This is a genomic window from Photobacterium sagamiensis (genome assembly GCF_050337085.1).
Taxonomy (GTDB): domain Bacteria; phylum Pseudomonadota; class Gammaproteobacteria; order Enterobacterales; family Vibrionaceae; genus Photobacterium; species Photobacterium sagamiensis.
The window spans coordinates 1-15,159 of record NZ_JAKJSP010000004.1 but is presented as its reverse complement, the minus strand read 5'-3'; the positions used below and the strand labels follow the sequence as shown (position 1 = coordinate 15,159).

General features: G+C 44.2%; 20 protein-coding genes. 13 read left to right on the top strand and 7 right to left on the bottom strand.

The window, feature by feature from the left end:
• Positions 1-245: 245 nt before the first annotated feature.
• Entirely contained in the window at positions 246-716 is a 471-nt protein-coding gene (locus tag L4D76_RS00575) for a hypothetical protein (RefSeq protein WP_428439000.1), read from the bottom strand.
• A 131-nt stretch (positions 717-847) separates the two neighbouring features.
• On the opposite strand from L4D76_RS00575, the gene L4D76_RS00570 reads away from it, so the two are divergent.
• The 4 genes from L4D76_RS00570 (at position 848) to pepE (ending at position 5,367) form a co-directional block, all read left to right on the top strand.
• On the top strand, positions 848-1,699 hold the full coding sequence (locus L4D76_RS00570; RefSeq protein ID WP_428438999.1) for a MurR/RpiR family transcriptional regulator: 852 nt from the start codon (positions 848-850) through the stop codon (positions 1,697-1,699).
• A 153-nt stretch (positions 1,700-1,852) separates the two neighbouring features.
• Positions 1,853-3,214, top strand: coding sequence for a C4-dicarboxylate transporter DcuC (dcuC, locus tag L4D76_RS00565; RefSeq protein ID WP_428438998.1), 1,362 nt, complete (start codon positions 1,853-1,855; stop codon positions 3,212-3,214).
• A 91-nt stretch (positions 3,215-3,305) separates the two neighbouring features.
• The gene (gene pepT, locus L4D76_RS00560; RefSeq protein ID WP_428438997.1) at positions 3,306-4,547 is read left to right on the top strand and encodes a peptidase T; all 1,242 of its coding nucleotides are present in this window, start codon (positions 3,306-3,308) and stop codon (positions 4,545-4,547) included.
• Positions 4,548-4,635: 88 nt separating this feature from the next.
• The gene (pepE, locus tag L4D76_RS00555; RefSeq protein ID WP_428438996.1) at positions 4,636-5,367 is read left to right on the top strand and encodes a dipeptidase PepE; all 732 of its coding nucleotides are present in this window, start codon (positions 4,636-4,638) and stop codon (positions 5,365-5,367) included.
• A 78-nt stretch (positions 5,368-5,445) separates the two neighbouring features.
• On the opposite strand, the gene L4D76_RS00550 is transcribed toward pepE, so the two are convergent.
• The gene (locus L4D76_RS00550; RefSeq protein ID WP_428438995.1) at positions 5,446-5,649 is read right to left on the bottom strand and encodes a helix-turn-helix domain-containing protein; all 204 of its coding nucleotides are present in this window, start codon (positions 5,647-5,649) and stop codon (positions 5,446-5,448) included.
• Positions 5,650-6,024: 375 nt separating this feature from the next.
• Here L4D76_RS00550 and lgt point away from each other — a divergent pair, with 375 nt between their 5' ends.
• Positions 6,025-7,017, top strand: a complete 993-nt coding sequence (gene lgt / locus L4D76_RS00545; RefSeq protein WP_428438994.1) for a prolipoprotein diacylglyceryl transferase — start codon at positions 6,025-6,027, stop codon at positions 7,015-7,017.
• Entirely contained in the window at positions 7,017-7,844 is an 828-nt protein-coding gene (locus L4D76_RS00540) for an SDR family NAD(P)-dependent oxidoreductase (protein ID WP_428438993.1), read from the top strand. Before lgt ends, L4D76_RS00540 begins: the two co-directional genes overlap by 1 nt.
• A gap of 393 nt (positions 7,845-8,237) precedes the next feature.
• Here the strand turns inward: L4D76_RS00540 and L4D76_RS00535 are convergent, their stop codons facing one another.
• The 3 genes from L4D76_RS00535 to L4D76_RS00525 all read right to left on the bottom strand — a co-directional run bounded on the left by L4D76_RS00535 (position 8,238) and on the right by L4D76_RS00525 (position 10,483).
• The gene (locus L4D76_RS00535) at positions 8,238-9,113 is read right to left on the bottom strand and encodes an IS5 family transposase (RefSeq protein ID WP_428438992.1); all 876 of its coding nucleotides are present in this window, start codon (positions 9,111-9,113) and stop codon (positions 8,238-8,240) included.
• A gap of 135 nt (positions 9,114-9,248) precedes the next feature.
• The gene (locus L4D76_RS00530) at positions 9,249-9,560 is read right to left on the bottom strand and encodes a hypothetical protein (RefSeq protein ID WP_428438991.1); all 312 of its coding nucleotides are present in this window, start codon (positions 9,558-9,560) and stop codon (positions 9,249-9,251) included.
• 239 nt (positions 9,561-9,799) lie between these two features.
• Positions 9,800-10,483, bottom strand: a complete 684-nt coding sequence (locus tag L4D76_RS00525; RefSeq protein WP_428438990.1) for a tyrosine-type recombinase/integrase — start codon at positions 10,481-10,483, stop codon at positions 9,800-9,802.
• 158 nt (positions 10,484-10,641) lie between these two features.
• On the opposite strand from L4D76_RS00525, the gene L4D76_RS00520 reads away from it, so the two are divergent.
• Complete coding sequence (locus L4D76_RS00520; protein ID WP_428438989.1) at positions 10,642-10,887, top strand: hypothetical protein; 246 nt, start codon at positions 10,642-10,644, stop codon at positions 10,885-10,887.
• A gap of 671 nt (positions 10,888-11,558) precedes the next feature.
• Here the strand turns inward: L4D76_RS00520 and L4D76_RS00515 are convergent.
• Positions 11,559-12,296, bottom strand: coding sequence for an IS6 family transposase (locus tag L4D76_RS00515; RefSeq protein ID WP_428438988.1), 738 nt, complete (start codon positions 12,294-12,296; stop codon positions 11,559-11,561).
• A gap of 242 nt (positions 12,297-12,538) precedes the next feature.
• Between L4D76_RS00515 and L4D76_RS00510 the strand changes: the two genes are divergently transcribed.
• The 5 genes from L4D76_RS00510 to L4D76_RS00490 all read left to right on the top strand — a co-directional run bounded on the left by L4D76_RS00510 (position 12,539) and on the right by L4D76_RS00490 (position 14,519).
• On the top strand, positions 12,539-12,718 hold the full coding sequence (locus L4D76_RS00510) for a hypothetical protein (protein WP_428438987.1): 180 nt from the start codon (positions 12,539-12,541) through the stop codon (positions 12,716-12,718).
• Between the two features lie 264 nt (positions 12,719-12,982).
• Positions 12,983-13,510, top strand: a complete 528-nt coding sequence (locus tag L4D76_RS00505) for a hypothetical protein (protein ID WP_428438986.1) — start codon at positions 12,983-12,985, stop codon at positions 13,508-13,510.
• Between the two features lie 182 nt (positions 13,511-13,692).
• Positions 13,693-13,908 carry a hypothetical protein gene (locus L4D76_RS00500; protein ID WP_428438985.1) on the top strand — a complete coding sequence of 72 codons (216 nt, stop codon included), beginning with the start codon at positions 13,693-13,695 and terminating at the stop codon, positions 13,906-13,908.
• 32 nt (positions 13,909-13,940) lie between these two features.
• Positions 13,941-14,249: a hypothetical protein gene (locus L4D76_RS00495; RefSeq protein WP_428438984.1), complete on the top strand. Its 309-nt coding sequence runs from the start codon at positions 13,941-13,943 to the stop codon at positions 14,247-14,249.
• A 15-nt stretch (positions 14,250-14,264) separates the two neighbouring features.
• The gene (locus L4D76_RS00490; RefSeq protein ID WP_428438983.1) at positions 14,265-14,519 is read left to right on the top strand and encodes a hypothetical protein; all 255 of its coding nucleotides are present in this window, start codon (positions 14,265-14,267) and stop codon (positions 14,517-14,519) included.
• Positions 14,520-14,543: 24 nt separating this feature from the next.
• On the opposite strand, the gene L4D76_RS00485 is transcribed toward L4D76_RS00490, so the two are convergent.
• Complete coding sequence (locus tag L4D76_RS00485) at positions 14,544-14,687, bottom strand: hypothetical protein (protein ID WP_428438982.1); 144 nt, start codon at positions 14,685-14,687, stop codon at positions 14,544-14,546.
• Between the two features lie 17 nt (positions 14,688-14,704).
• Here L4D76_RS00485 and L4D76_RS00480 point away from each other — a divergent pair, with 17 nt between their 5' ends.
• Positions 14,705-14,995 carry a hypothetical protein gene (locus tag L4D76_RS00480; protein ID WP_428438981.1) on the top strand — a complete coding sequence of 97 codons (291 nt, stop codon included), beginning with the start codon at positions 14,705-14,707 and terminating at the stop codon, positions 14,993-14,995.
• Positions 14,996-15,159 lie beyond the last annotated feature (164 nt).

Here is a 15,159-nt window from a genome sequence, read left to right as displayed (position 1 = left end):
TTCAAAACGTCATAGAAGACCATTCCGATTACGAGCCAATTCCAATTACTCTACAACCCGCAATGAGTTGGCAGTCTGATTCGCAGTTATGATCACTTTAGCCGTACTTAAAATTAGATCAGTACCGACTAGCGATGTAAGTGATTATTTATAAAGTGTTCTTTTTTCATATTCACCCCAAAAGTGATCACTTTTCTATGTTGTGGTTTCGATTCTGACGGGGGTAGTGAGGGAAGTAATGTATATTACTTTTTTCGCTGTTTTTGCCTAGTTCTTTGTTTAGTCGCAGCTTTTGTGACCCAATTTTCAATGCAATTACAAAAAGTGATCACTTTTATGATCACAAATTTTTCTAGCTGGAAATGTGGTAAAGCCATCGCCCAATCAAACGGAAAATGCATCAATGTCTGGGGTGGAAACCAGAGGAAGGATCGAATGCCACGATAGCAGGTGTGAAGTTGTGGCAAATGATTAAGAAAGGCCAGATATAGACTCCGAAGGAATGCCACCTTGGCGCCAATTCTATTAGCTCGCAGCCTAATTGTATCTGAAGAACCGTGCTTGCTGAGAATATCGAAGACGAAATTCAGTTTGCGACAGCAACCCTCAATGAGTTGAGCAACAAATTCACAGTGCTCAATATCAATCAAACAAGGGTGACCAGACATCGGTAAATTATTAACAGTAATATCGATAATGGCTTGATAATAATACATATTATTTGACCTGGTTTTTTATATATGCATTAGATCACAGTTTGAGTATGGGAAATTCCTATTCCCTTGTAATCCCGCCCTCAAGAGTGGAATATTTTCCCATATCGATAATGTTTTGGGAAATAAGCCCCATGAATAAGCAATGCTTCATAGATGCAGTTAATAACGTGGAATCATTAACTCCAGCCGAGAAGCTGATCACTTGTTATTTTATGGAGCATTACACCATGCTGCCGTTCGCTAAAATTGATGAATTGTGTAAGCAGATCGGAGTCGGCAAGGCAACTTTGGGCCGTTTCTTACAACGGTTGGGCTTCGAAGGTTTTCTCGACTTTAAAAAACATGTTACTGATGATTTAACTCAGGTGCTAAGCACCCCGATTGAGCGTTATGAAAGCGATGCTCAACCGAATAGTCATAAGAGTATGCTGACAACTCATTTCGAAGAAGTGATAAGCAATATGGAAGAAACATTTTCCACCCTTTCTGAAGATGACTTCGAACGCGCTGTGGCATATATGCGAGAACCTAAAGGAAAACTCTATGTCATTGGTAGTGCATCTTCAGAAGCGTTGGCGAACTATTTTTACTTGTTAGCCCGTTACTTACGCAAAGATGTCGTGTTATTAAAAGCCGATATTTCTACACTTCCACATCAGCTAGCAGATGTCACTGGAAATGATACTTTACTGGCTATATCTTATCATCGTTTTTCCAATATTACGGTTCGCCTTGTTCGCTGGTTTAATAAATTTGGTGGGAAAATAATTTTCATTACCGATCAGCCAGTTAATCCTTTTGTTACTTACTGTGACGTGCAATTTAACGTCGAAAGTATGAGTGGTGGCTTTTTTAATAATAGGACATCCGGATTTGCTTTAATTGAAGCCTTTATTAAAGGGTTATCTGACAAAACTGAAAAAGACAATAGATTTGACAGAATAGAAAGTTTATTTTCAGAGTTTAGTATATTCAAAACCTGATACCCAACACCCTTTCTATTTAATTGCTTTATAAGAAGTTGTCTATATTATCCTACTGATAAATCCAGGAGGAAGCTCTTGTAACTTTAATAAACTACCGTTAAAAGTTTGAATGTTTTCTGCATATAAAATGAATCGTTTAAGAGGTTTAAAATGGTTACTTACTTAGCACTACCAACAATATTTAGCGTTGGATATTTTATTACTAAAAAATATAACACTCAGGCAATTTTGCTTTTATCCGGTTTATTCATGATCGCTTTGGGCGTAATGAATGGCACCCCTGATTTTCTGCCGAAAGGTGGTACGCATACCGGTTCGGTTGTGGTGGACTTCTTTGAAGTCATTAAAGTGGTTTCATCGTCTACCTTGGCGAAACTGGGCTTGATCATCATGGCAGTCGGTGGCTTCTCAAAATACATGAGCCACATTGGTGCTGCAAACGCGATGGTACAGATTGCCACCAAGCCGTTAGCTCATGTTAAAAACCCGTATTTAGTATTATCGATGGCTTACTTTATTGGCCAGTCGATCAATATCTTTATTCCGAGTGCGACTGGTCTGGCGCTACTCTTGCTGGTAGCCATGTATCCGGTTCTGGTTGGTGTGGGTTGTAACCCAGCAGCCGCTGCCGCTGTCGTGGCCACTACAGGTTGTTTAGATTTAGGCCCTGCCTCTTCCGCTGCAAACAAGGCAGCGGAAGTGTCTGGTATTGATGTCGCAACCTACTTTGCTAACTATCAGCTACCGGTTGCTTTGGTTTCTATGGCTGTGATTGCTACACTTCATTTTGTTTGTCAGCGCTATTTCGACAAGAAAGATGAAGCGAATGGCGTGATCCATGAATTTAATCTTGAAGCGAAAGAACAACGCAAAGCGCCTAAATGGTTTGCAATTTTACCTGTACTGCCTCTGATATTGCTTCTGACATTCAGTAAATTTGCGATTACCACAATACACATGAATGTAGTAACCGCCATGTTTATTGCACTATTTATCTCAATGGTGTGTGACTTTATCTATACCCGTAAAGGTAAAGAGGTCGCGGCATCATTGAAGGTATACCTGGATGGCATGGGTAGTGTGTTTGCCAGTGTAGTGAGCTTGATTATTTCAGCAAAAATATTTGTTACCGGTTTAAAGACAATTGGCTTTATCGATCTATTGTTAGGTTCAGCGGCGAATATGGGTCTGGGTTCCCTCGCGATGGTCATTGTACTAGTAATGATCATTATGTTGGTGACGCTGCTGTCTGGCTCTGGTAATGCATCCTTCTTTAGCTTCTCTAACTTAGCACCAGATGTAGCGGCTCAAGTCGGCACAGCAGCTGCGTCTGTTGCCTTACCAATGCAGCTGGCATCTGGCCTAATGCGTTCTGCATCACCCGTTGCAGGTGTGGTTATCGCCTGTGCGGGTGTTGCTAATGTATCACCAATTGAACTCGTAAAACGTACTGCAATTCCTATGCTAGGTGGTTTGTTGTCAGTTGTTATTTGCTCGCAGATCTTCGTGTAAAGGCGCTCAAGGCGAGATCATTATTGATCTTGCCTTTGCTTAATTTAAATTGACGATAAAGTTAAATAACGAATAAGTTCTGGAGTCACTAATGAATATTGTTGATCGTTTCTTAAATTACACATGTATTAATACGACAACGAACCGTATAAATGGCGCAGCTGGCATTATGCCTTCATCTATGGGGCAAATGAAGCTGGCACAACGACTGGTACAAGAGCTGGAACAATTAGGCCTTAAAGATATTGTATTGCATGATACTGCGATATTAACGGCGACGTTACCAGCCAATATTGATAAGAAAATTCCAACAGTGTCATTCTTTGCCCATTTAGATACCAGTGCCGAGCAAACTGGCGACACTAATGCGCAAATTATGAGTTATACGGGCGGAGATATCTGCTTGAATTCGGAACTGAATGTTGTATTAAAGAAAGCAGAGTTTCCTGAAATTGCCCAATATCACGGGCAAGAGATCATCGTCACTGACGGTACCAGCCTGTTAGGCGCTGATGATAAAGCTGCAATTGCTGCCATCATGCATGCGCTACAGGTACTGAAAGCCAATCCCGACATTGAACACGGCCCGGTGAAAGTCGCCTTTTTGCCCGATGAAGAACAAGGATTACGCGGTGCCAAAGCTTTTGATGTTGAACGTTTCGGAGCTGATTTTGGCTACACATTAGACTGCTGTGGTATCGGTGAGTTTGTTTATGAAAACTGGAATGCAGGGAATGCCGTTATCACCTTTACGGGTCAATCTGCACACCCGATGTCGGCAAAAGGTAAACTGAAAAATTCACTGTTGATGGCACATAAATTTATTGCCATGTTACCAAGTGGTGAAGCGCCGGAATACACTGAGGGACGCGAAGGCTATTACTGGGTAAAAGAGCTGGCGGGTAATAGTTCAAAAACAATACTTAAAATGGATATCCGAGATTTTACCCGACAAGGTTATCGAGATCGCATGACTTTCTTACAAAACCTAGCTGATAGTTGTGCAAAGTTGTGGGGGGATCATACAGTTGATATTGACTTGTCAGACCGCTATGAGAATGTGGCGAATAGCTTAGAAGGGGAAGCTAGCTTCCCGATTGATATTGCTAAAGAGGCGTATCAGCGTAACGACATTACAATGAAAGCCATTCCAATGCGAGGTGGTTATGATGGGGCAGTGTTATCGCAAAAAGGATTGCCATGCCCGAACCTTTTTACTGGCGCGCATAACTTCCACTCTATTTATGAATACCTGCCTGTTAAATCATTGCAAGCAGCGAGTGACATAGTAGTGGACGTAATTAGAATTACAGCAGATCGGTTGGCAACATAGCATTTACGATCCCTTATTCTGCCCTACTGTCGTTATTTTTTGAATTTATTGGTTTCATATAGTTAATTAAATTAAAAGGATTGTTTTAATGGATATTATGCTATTTAGTAATGGTATGTTGCCCGGAAACACTAAACCCCTTGAATATGGTCTTGATTGGATTGGGGATGTTATTAAACGCAACGGGGCAAAAAAATTGGTATTTTTGCCTTATGCCGTCATCCGGGCTGATTATGATGAACGCACTCAGATGGTGCAAGATAGCTTGACTCAATTTGGCTGTGAAGTAACGGGCATACATCAGGCTAAAGATCCTATCAAAGCTATTGAAGACGCGGATGGTATCTTAGTTAGCGGTGGTAATACTTGGGTGCTGAATAAAACTTTACATGATCTTGGGTTGATTGGCCCCATTCGCAAAGCGGTGTTAGAACAAAATAAACTGTATATTGGCTGGAGTGCAGGTACCAATATTTCGGCACCAACCATACGAACCACGAACGATATGCCGATTGTGACAGCTGCAATTTTGCCATCATTAAATCTGATCCCATTCCAAATTAATCCGCACTATATTGAAGCTGCCGTTAACGGTCATATGGGGGAAACTCGTGATGAGCGCATCGAGGAATTTCTTTTGGTTAATCCACATGAAATTGTGGTAGGGATCCCTGAAGGCACTATGCTACATGTTCACGATGGACAACTGCATTATTTCACTGCAAATGGTAAGCCATTAAAACTGTTCCGAAATCAGCAAGAACCTGTGTATTTTGGCGCTGACGACAATTTACAGTGCCTAATGGAACATGGCTGTTAATAACTTTACAGTAGATTAGAAAGCCCACCCGGTGACCTATTTTTTCGATGCAGAATAGACTTGAGCACAAAAGGTGGGCTATGAGGGCTTAATATTGCAAATAATCTGATGAGGCAGCTTTGTTGAAACCAAGCCTGGTGCACCGCTCTGTCTGTATTGATTCACTAACCGTTGAATGTGTCTTCGCGTTAAGTTGAGCAATCTTGATGCATCGATTTGGGTTAATCGTTTTTCACAAACATCGAGAATAACATCAACGCGATTTAATTCTTTTTGGCTCATAGCAAGCAGCATGACACGTAGCTCTGGATACGGTTAGTAACGGGAACTCACCATACCAGAATGTGACATCACTATATTGGGTTAACAGACGAATCTGGGCTGTGTTAGCAGCAGAGCATTTTGAGGGTGCAAGTGACATTTCTATCTTGGTTGGCAAACATATTGTATAGCAAGGTTATATCAACAAATTGGATTTATGTTCAAGCTCAAACTATGCTTGCCTTGTTGCATATAATGGGTGGTAGATATATGACCTCCTATATGAAGCTGACTTTTCTTTAACCTCTGGCTGTAAGGCCATCGCGTATTAAGCTGAACGATCTAACCTTTTAATTTACTGTATGGAAGGCTATTCTACATTTGGAATAATATAAGATGACTGGATTATTCATTCATGACATCGACCCTGTAATAGGTCAGATCGCTAGGATGTACCTCTGGTGGTATGGTCTGAGTTACACTCTTGGCTTTCTTGGATTATTCCACTGGTTACGTACCATGCGTAGCTCTTTATGTATGGATGTCCGGGAAGTTTATGATCTAACCATTCTGACTGCCGCCGGGGTATTAATTGGTGGACGAACTGTGGAGGTTATTTTCTATGAATGGCCATACTATAGCGATCATCTTTCACACATCTTATGGGTTTGGCTTGGGGGAATGGCAACCCATGGCATTTTAATCGGCGGTACACTTGGCACTTTGCTCTTTAGCCAGGTTTATCGGAGAAATTTTCTTTCTCTTGCAGATGAACTCATTATTGCTGCTGCATTTATCATGGGGCTTGGCCGGATAGGCAATTTCATTGATGGTCAAATTGTTGGCAGTGTGACTGATGTATGGTGGGCTGTGAAGTTCCCCGATACGGATGGATTCCGACATCCCGTAGTTTTGTACGATGGACTAAAGAACCTATTATTGGTCCCAGTTTTACTCTTTATAAGAAACAAAAAACCGCCACGTGGTTTTCTGCTTGGTAGCTTCCTTTTTGCATACGGATTTTTTCGTATTTTTATTGATTTCTTTCGTGAGTATCGAACGGAATTATTTGGTCTTCCTCCAGGACAAGGGCTTAACATTGGTTTGAGCATTATCGGCCTAATTCTGATTATCTATTCAGTTAAAAGAGGATATACCGGGCCAAATCCATTGAGCTTGTCTGCTATTTCGGATGGCCTAAATATTGATGTGAGAAAAGCCACATGGCTCAGGAGGATTATTTTACGATTGCTTCTAATACTACCCTTGGTCATTCCCAGTGACTGGACACAGGACGTACCTGCTCGCTATGGCAAGCGACATGAGGGGATGACTCATTCAGTACTGTATCCAGCTATCGTTACTACTTTAAATAATGGAGAACTTTGATGACACATCGACCTGTGGACTCGGCAGGTGCTGTGCAGGGCGCAAGTCCCTACGCACTCGTCACCGGAGCCTCAAGCGGGATCGGGCGCGAATTCGCGCACCTGTTCGCRGAGGACGGGTGGAACCTCGTCCTCACCGGCAGGGACGAGGCACGGCTTGGAGCGGTCAAGGTCGAGACAGAGGAACGCCACGGCGTCCAGGCGATTGTGCTGGCCAGAGACCTCGCGGATCCGACTGCGCCCGCCGGCATCTTCGCCGCGCTTGACCAAGAAGGGGTCACCGTGAGCGCACTTGTGAACAATGCTGGCTTCAACGTGTATGGACCCTTCGAGGTCACAGATCTGGAGCAGGAGTTCAAGATGATTCAGGTCCACGTCACAGCGCTGACACATCTGACGAAGCTGTTCYTGCGTCAGCGTCCCGCGCGCACACCCGCAATGATCCTCAACGTCTCCTCGATCGCCGCCTTTGTGCCCGGGCCAAACGTCTCGGTGCACTTCGCGACGCGGGCCTATGTGTTCAGCTTCTCTGAGGCGCTTGCACRCGAACTCGCTGGGACCGGCGTCAGCGTTACGTGCCTCTGCCCCGGACCGACGCGGAGCGCGTTCTTCGGGCGAGCGGACATGGAGAACGTGCGGCTCGCGACCGGGTGGCCGCTCCGTCTTATGGATGCACGCGCGGTGGCCGAGGTGGGCTATACCGCCATGAAGAAGGGGCAGGTGGTGGTGATCCCGGGTCTCCAGAACAAGGTCATCGCGCTTTTCGCGAGGCACGCCCCGCTAGCACTAGCCACCCGCATCTCAGGATGGCTCATGTCGCGAACTTAGCGCCGCCCGTAAACGGCCAAGCGACACACAACACCACATTTGTCGCCGACTTGCATGCTGACTAGCTTCTATGGGGCTGTTGCAAATAATCTGATGAGGCGGATCTAGTCAATCATTGACTTAAAATTACGAGTAAATCACTTCAACATTGAATAAACGATTCATAAAGGCGGATCTCTCCCGCACAAGGGTTTTACGTTCCAACTCATTGCGGGTTGTAGAGTAATTGGAATTGGCTCGTAATCGGAATGGTCTTCTATGACGTTTTGAAGTTGGAGTTTTAGCTCTGCCGTGCGTCAAGTCACCGATTTTCGCTGCCCCCGGTGTTTGCTGAGCGCAGCTATCCGGGAGAGCCCCGTCTGAGACCCTCCTGACGCCACTTACTTGCAAAACTCAGCCCTGGCAGAAGTGCCGGAGGTTGATCATAGAGTAAGCGATCGTTTTTAACGCGTAATGCACGGGACTGAGCCGTTCAAACCGGAGCAACAGACGCTTGAATTTGTCTTCCCAGGCAAAAACACGCTCGATGGTACGGAAACGCTCTTTGAAGATATCCGGNTCATAAAACCGCTTTCGCCCCCGCTTGGAAGCCTTGCGGTTCCTGGGATTCTCCGGAATATTCGGTGTCATCCCCTGGTTGAANATCACCTTCCGGTTGGCTCGGCTATCATACACACCATCCAGRCTCATGATGCGACCTTTCAGGTCAAGGCCAACCGCCTTAACTATCTGTTTCAGAGATTTCATTRCCTCTGGCAGCAAAGGACATTCATTGCGATTTCCAGGTGCCGNGATAAAGGGGGCGATGACGTTGCAGTTGCGATCACAAACAGCCACGACTTTATCGCCTTTCATGTGCTTATGCCCATTGAATCCAAGGTTATCTCCTCCCTTCTTGGCGGTCGTTGACGTCCCATCACCGTGGANAATGCTAATGTCCAGAAGGCCGTGCTCATCCAATCGGAACACCGTGCTTTCAAAGATGCGATCAAAGCAACCGTGCCGGCTCCAGTACCTGAGCTTCCGGTAAATGCGGGAGTAATGAATTTCCGGACGACAGTCATCCCCTTTTTCTATTGGGAGTTCAGCCCACTGACAACCCGTGTGTAAGAGTTTCAGGATGTAGTTGAATATTTTATAGTCGGTGATTTTGGGGGATGGTCCAGACTTGGGTTGCTTGAGGTGGGGTAAGATAAATTCATCGAACTGCTGAGGTGTTAAATTGGTCGGGATCCTTTGCCACCGCTGACTTCCCGGTTTTTTGGCCATGAACGTTCCTGTCTGTTGGCAAAAGTCGGAAGTCTACTCTCTATCCCTTACCCAAAGCACCTTTCAGACAAATTCAGGGACATCTCGAAACCCGCAATGAGTTGTGCGCAAAAGTCGCTCATGAACGTGATTTCCTTATTCCATTTCACGGTCTATTTGACGCTTTCTTTCTGCGTAGTCAGTCTTGATAATTACACCATTCGCTAACGTCTCTATTTCACTTATTTTTTCAAAAACAATGTGCTCAACATGCATTGTTCGTTGCTCAACCTCACCGTATTGAAATGTGACAGGATTGATCAAGGTGATCCGACTTACGGTATCAGATAGTCCGTTTACGGTTGGGAGCTGTTCAACAGACCTAATTTGGTCTGTATTGATCATCAAAGGCCGAGCTTGCTGCCAACCTGTTTCATCAGTTTCATTTAAGACAATTAACCGTCCCACAAACAACTCCTTCTTTCCCGATTGAACATAGTAGTGTTAGCACTAAGACGATTTCATGTTAGGAGATCTTGAGTAATCGTGCTCCATGTAAATTGCCRAGATAACCACATAATCTCCATCAACATGATTTAACYGCTCARTCCTTACCTGCGAACATTTGTAAACTAGTGTTTCGATATGAAAAATTGAACCGAATTTAGGCAGTTCCTCCATCTTAACGGTTCTCYAATTTTTTCCTTCTAAATCACACCGATAACCATATCCGCTCTTCTAGCTGGCCGTATGTCGATATACGTCAGCGTTTGCTGATAGTCAGAGTGCCCCAATAGTTTTTGTATCTCTCCCAGTAAAACACCCAGCTCATTCAAATTTGTGGCCGTAGAACGACGGCCAGAATGACTACTAGCACCTTTTAGCCCAGCACTCACATAAATCGAGCGCATCAATCTTTCCAGTCCATCGCAAGCGCCATAGTATTTAAAGGTGTAGTCCTTCATCCGCCGCCGTTTGGCAACCAAGGCATATGCGCCGCCGCGATTTGAACGGATCAGAGGTGATTTCGGAGCAAGGCCGCGATACTCATCTGGTTTACCCAGACCAATACTGTTTTCTAACCGGTACCGACAATAGGTATTGATGGCCACTCGTAGTTTTTGATGTGTCAGCCATACTCGCCGGGCTTTTGCCTTTCCCTTTCCGAACGCAGCTGGCAGCACAAACGATTCTCGTAATTCGCCCCGTTTGGTCAGAATATCGTATGGCCGAATCTGGGCTATCTCTGTAATTCGCAGACAAGCCGCATGACTGAGGTATAAGACAAGCTGGTTTCGCTCTGGTTGCTGACGAACGCCCGCAATGCGAATGCCGTGTTTGATTTCTTTTGGTGTGAGTGTTCGGGCCTGCGCCCTGGCTTTGGTTATCATGCTGTAGATTCCTTAATTAATGGAATTTACAGACGTTGCTCATTTAGCACTGTCTCTACAGCATAACACCAGTGTTTTCGGGACTTTTGCGGAAACTTCCAGACAGCCAAAACCCGTGTGCTAGGCTTTATATTCATCACGACAGGAAGCAAAGGGGTATGAAACTAATAATAAGAGATATCTCACAATCGATAACAACAACGGAAGGCCAGATCTGTGAAATAGAAGACTCTAAGTCTGTGGTACTCAAGACCAAAGGCCACGCTCCAAACAATCGAATAGAAATACTGGTTGAAAAGGTTAATAAACTGGATGACGGCACTTATCAGGGAAAGATACGCGGATTCAAAGCTGAATATGGACAGTCGCTTATCAGGGAGGATGAACAAGGAGGCCAGAAATAAGGCGACACGGTTAGCTTCAGGAAAGACAAGATCTTTCGGATTCATGGCCCCAGTGAGTGACAGGAGCTGAACTTGTACGGAAAATGCGAATGGACAGGGCTACCCGCTTTCCCCCCTAAGAACGATAGACACTCATCAAAAGCTCCAACACGCACGCATGGGGCGTAATTCGTGACAATTAGCTTCGTAAAAAATGCCTTGAAAATGACTATATGCCAAGTGCAGCCTAACGTTAAGGGGCATAGGCCCTTTGCACTATTCATCTGTTGATACGGCCCCGATGTCAGCTCGCTTTTTACCATTTTCGAGCGTAATCACCTCTTTCTTCCAACACTTTCGCATTGAATAGTTACTCGAACGTTGCTCGCAGTCCTAAGTGGCTTTTGCCCCTTTTCTACTTAGAGTGTTTACTCATTCATACTCTGCTCACTTCGATTTTCAATATCTGAACTAATGTGATGCTTGAGAGCCGCCTATCAGTTAGCAATGCTTACTAACTTCCATTTGCAAGCGTTGCGTAAAATTTGGCGGAAATTTTAAAGTCGATCTTTGCCGCACGCTTTCAGAAAAAATGAGCATGACGCACCAACTCGAAAATGCCCAAAGCTTGCTAGAACGGCGTTGTTGCAAATAATCAGATAGAGCAGATCTAGCCAGTAATTGACTTAAAACTACGAGTAAATCACTTCAACATTGAAGAGGCGGTTCATGAAGGCGGATCTCTCCCGCACAAGGGTTTTACGTTCATCATGACGTAACCAGAAATCAAACTGGCCTTTGTTCAACATCCGTAATGATTCGAATCCCTGGATGGTTGACCAGGCTCGCTTTCGTATTTTGAAACCACCGGTGGCCACAACGAGCTTCTTGATGGGGGCGTGATCGGACTCGATACCATTATTGAGATACTTCACTTGCCGTTGCTCGACATCCGTTCGCAGTCGTCCCTCTCTCTTCAAGCGGGCAATCGCATTGGCGTATGAGGAATGCTTGTCTGTGTTTAACGTTTTAGGCTGATTATCTAAGCCATAATATCTCAGGCCGCGCCTAAGAAACTGATACGCGGCTTCTTTATTACGTTTGTGAGAGAAATAGAAATCCAGTGTCTCGCCTTGTTTATTGATGGCACGGTAAAGGTAGTGCCATTTCCCCTTCACTTTGACGTAGGTTTCATCGAGCTGCCACGAAGAGTCTGTCCGGATGAATTGATGGCGACGTAACTTCTTACGTAATGCGGGGGCATATTCAATGAACCAACGATAAATGGTAGAACGATTAACCGAAATCCCCCTCTCTGCCAGCATGTCGCTGAGGTTTGCGTAACTCATTGGTGTCGAACCATACCACCGAAGGCACCAAAGGATGATTTCAGGGGCAAAGTGTTTCCATTTGAATTCGGGGTTGGTCATTGGGTCGCTGGATTAGATGAGAAAGAAGGAATTCTGAGCCTTGGCTGAATTTTTTGCAACAATCCCACACGTATTGCTGCGAGCTCGCCGATACCGAATACTGCCAGTGGAACGGTGAGCAGCCCCTCACCGAGCGCGAGCATTTGCAGCGCGAATCTCTGCGAGTGAAAAACACCATTGCAGCCGAAAAAACAAAGCTGCACGCGATTAATGTCAGGTTAAATCAACTGTAAGGAAAAATCATGGCGAGGAAAAGAGCCGGCGCAAGGGCAGCAAGTTACTGGCTCGTCGTCGCCAGCAGCAAGCACTCGGCAACCACCCAACACAGTAAGGTAACGGATGAACAGTCTCACTATCCCGCTGGGGAGCAACGAACAGGTACTTATCGAAACCATCCGGGCGAAACGGGCCTTGCTGACTGAATCACAGCAAGCCTGCCGCCCGATCGACTGGGCCAGATACAATTTTAACAAGGGCTGCCCCGCCGAAACGGAGATCGCAGGTTTGGTGGGCCAGCTGTCCGACTGCCTGAGCCACCGGGCCATCACTGAAATTGACCAGCTGATCCAATAGAAGAAAGCAGAATTTTTGCGACTAGTGGCAATGAAAAGCTATAAGTGTCTGGTAGCATAGCGTGATATACGATCTCAAATCGTTGAATTCAATGTTATAAGCTAAGGTAACTTATGAGTTTTTCAATTTTTAATAATCCTTTTTCAGACGAAACGATGAAGTTAAGGAGAAACTGTCTTTTATCTACAACAGTATGCTTGTTTGTTGGTTTGACGGAGACTTTACCAAGTAAAATTGCTCTTCTTGGTATTAGCTTTGAATCTAATCAACAATCAATTGTTGGCTGGTTTTTGTTTGTATTATCACTTTATACATTTTTGCACTTTGTATCCGTTGCTGCTGTTGAGTTAGCTCATTGGATAAAACCATTTCTAGTTGAATTGGAAACTAAAAAAGAACTGTTAAAGCATCCTGGATATGATCCAGTAGATTTTGCTTACTTCAACGAACCTCCACAAAACAGTCAGGATTTAAATGAGGTTTCGGCATACACCAGAAAACAAGCAGAAATACATATAAATAGAAAAATGGCTATTCTTTTTCGATGGGTCTATTTGAAGTTGGTGATTGAAATTATCATTCCTGTAATAATTGGGATTTGGGGATTAGTTATGGTTGCAATACTTATAATGGCCAATTAGAAAATCGAGTAAAATCAGTTAATACAATCGCTTATAAAGCAATCAAGGTGATGCGTTACACTCGGCATTTCTTTTATCTGCTCGAAGGTTTTATCTGAATAGAAGGAAAACTCGGCTGATCTTATTGAGAGTGGTAGCATAGTCTATCGGTTGAATATTTTAGGAAAGGCGGAAAATCGAAAATGAAGATTAAATATAAGTTTCAGACACCTAAAAATGATGTCGAGGTAGTTCACGACACAAAAACTGGTGAAGTTAATTACATAACAGCAGTGCCAGGTACTTATGCAGTAGGACTCTCTAATCTGTTGAATGAAGAACAACCTCTTAACGTTGGTGACAGTATCAATTTCGATAAGCGTTGGGACATCGTTGAAGCGACGGTTTTAGAATCATGATGGAAAAGCTTTAGAAGGAAAACGAGGTTTGAATGAATAGCGACGCCGAGCAAAAAATACGTGATTTGCTTCTTCAAAAATCTTTATTAGCAGGACATAGCGAAGAAGAAGCAAACATAAAAATTGATTGTGTACTAAACATGCTAAAAAGTAAGTCTGCGAATAATGATGAGATTCGAGTTTTGATTCAAGACACACTGCTCGCATTATCTGCCGACAATCACATTTTCAATGAAGATGTTATACGGCGTTTAGTTCTCTTTGTGTTGGACGAGCAACCAAGTAAAAAAGAAGAACTATTAAACATAGTGCGTAGACCAAATACTACTATTAAGCATTAACGGAATTCGAAAATTATGAGTGCTAAAGATTTTGTTTTTTGGCTTGTTACATGGTTTATGACACTTTCTGCCATGGTTTTATTAGGTGTTTTGATTGGTACTTTGTCTTATGAGGCACCTTTCAACCCTTTAAAGTCTGCCTCTAGTGAATATCGAATTTATTCCTCTATCGCTGTTGGGTTTATTTTTAGCTTGTTCGTGGGAAAGAAAGTACAGTCAACATTGAAAAAAATGTTTGGTTACAAGACTGGATTAGATTCAGAAGAATAAGGCAAACAAATAACACGGAAACTTTTAGAAGGAAAACACCGCACGGGCGACAATCGCCCGGTGGGCTTTGCCGGGTTCAGCAAGATGCTGGATAATGCCAGGCAACGACGCTAAGAACGGAACCTGCCATGCCATTCCCGCCCCCCACGCACGGCCATGAAGAATCACCCATCGGCGAGACGCTGATGGATCACCTGGTCGCCAAACCCTCGGCCACCCGCGTAGTGGTACTTGATAAGGATTTTGACCGGCTGCATTTGGAAAAAGGGGATCACCTGGTTATCGAGCAGGGCCGGAACCCGCATGATGGCTGCACGGCCATGATGGAATTGGACGGCGAGATCTTCTGTGCCCAGCTGTATTGGCAAAATGGGCAATGGTACGCAGCAACCGACGACCGTCGCGGAAAAGTCACGGAAGATATGCTATTGCTGGGTGTTGCCACCCGGGCAATCAAAAACCAAATTAAAGATTAAGGGAAAGAAAAATATGAAATCCATACTAGAAAAATTCACATATAGAGATGGCGTCATTTACATAAACCCCACTCAGGTGGCTGCAGTTTTGGCAATTGGTGGAGTGGTCGAAATTGAATTGAGTACAGGCACGAAATACATAGTGGCCGAAGGCATTGAAGAGG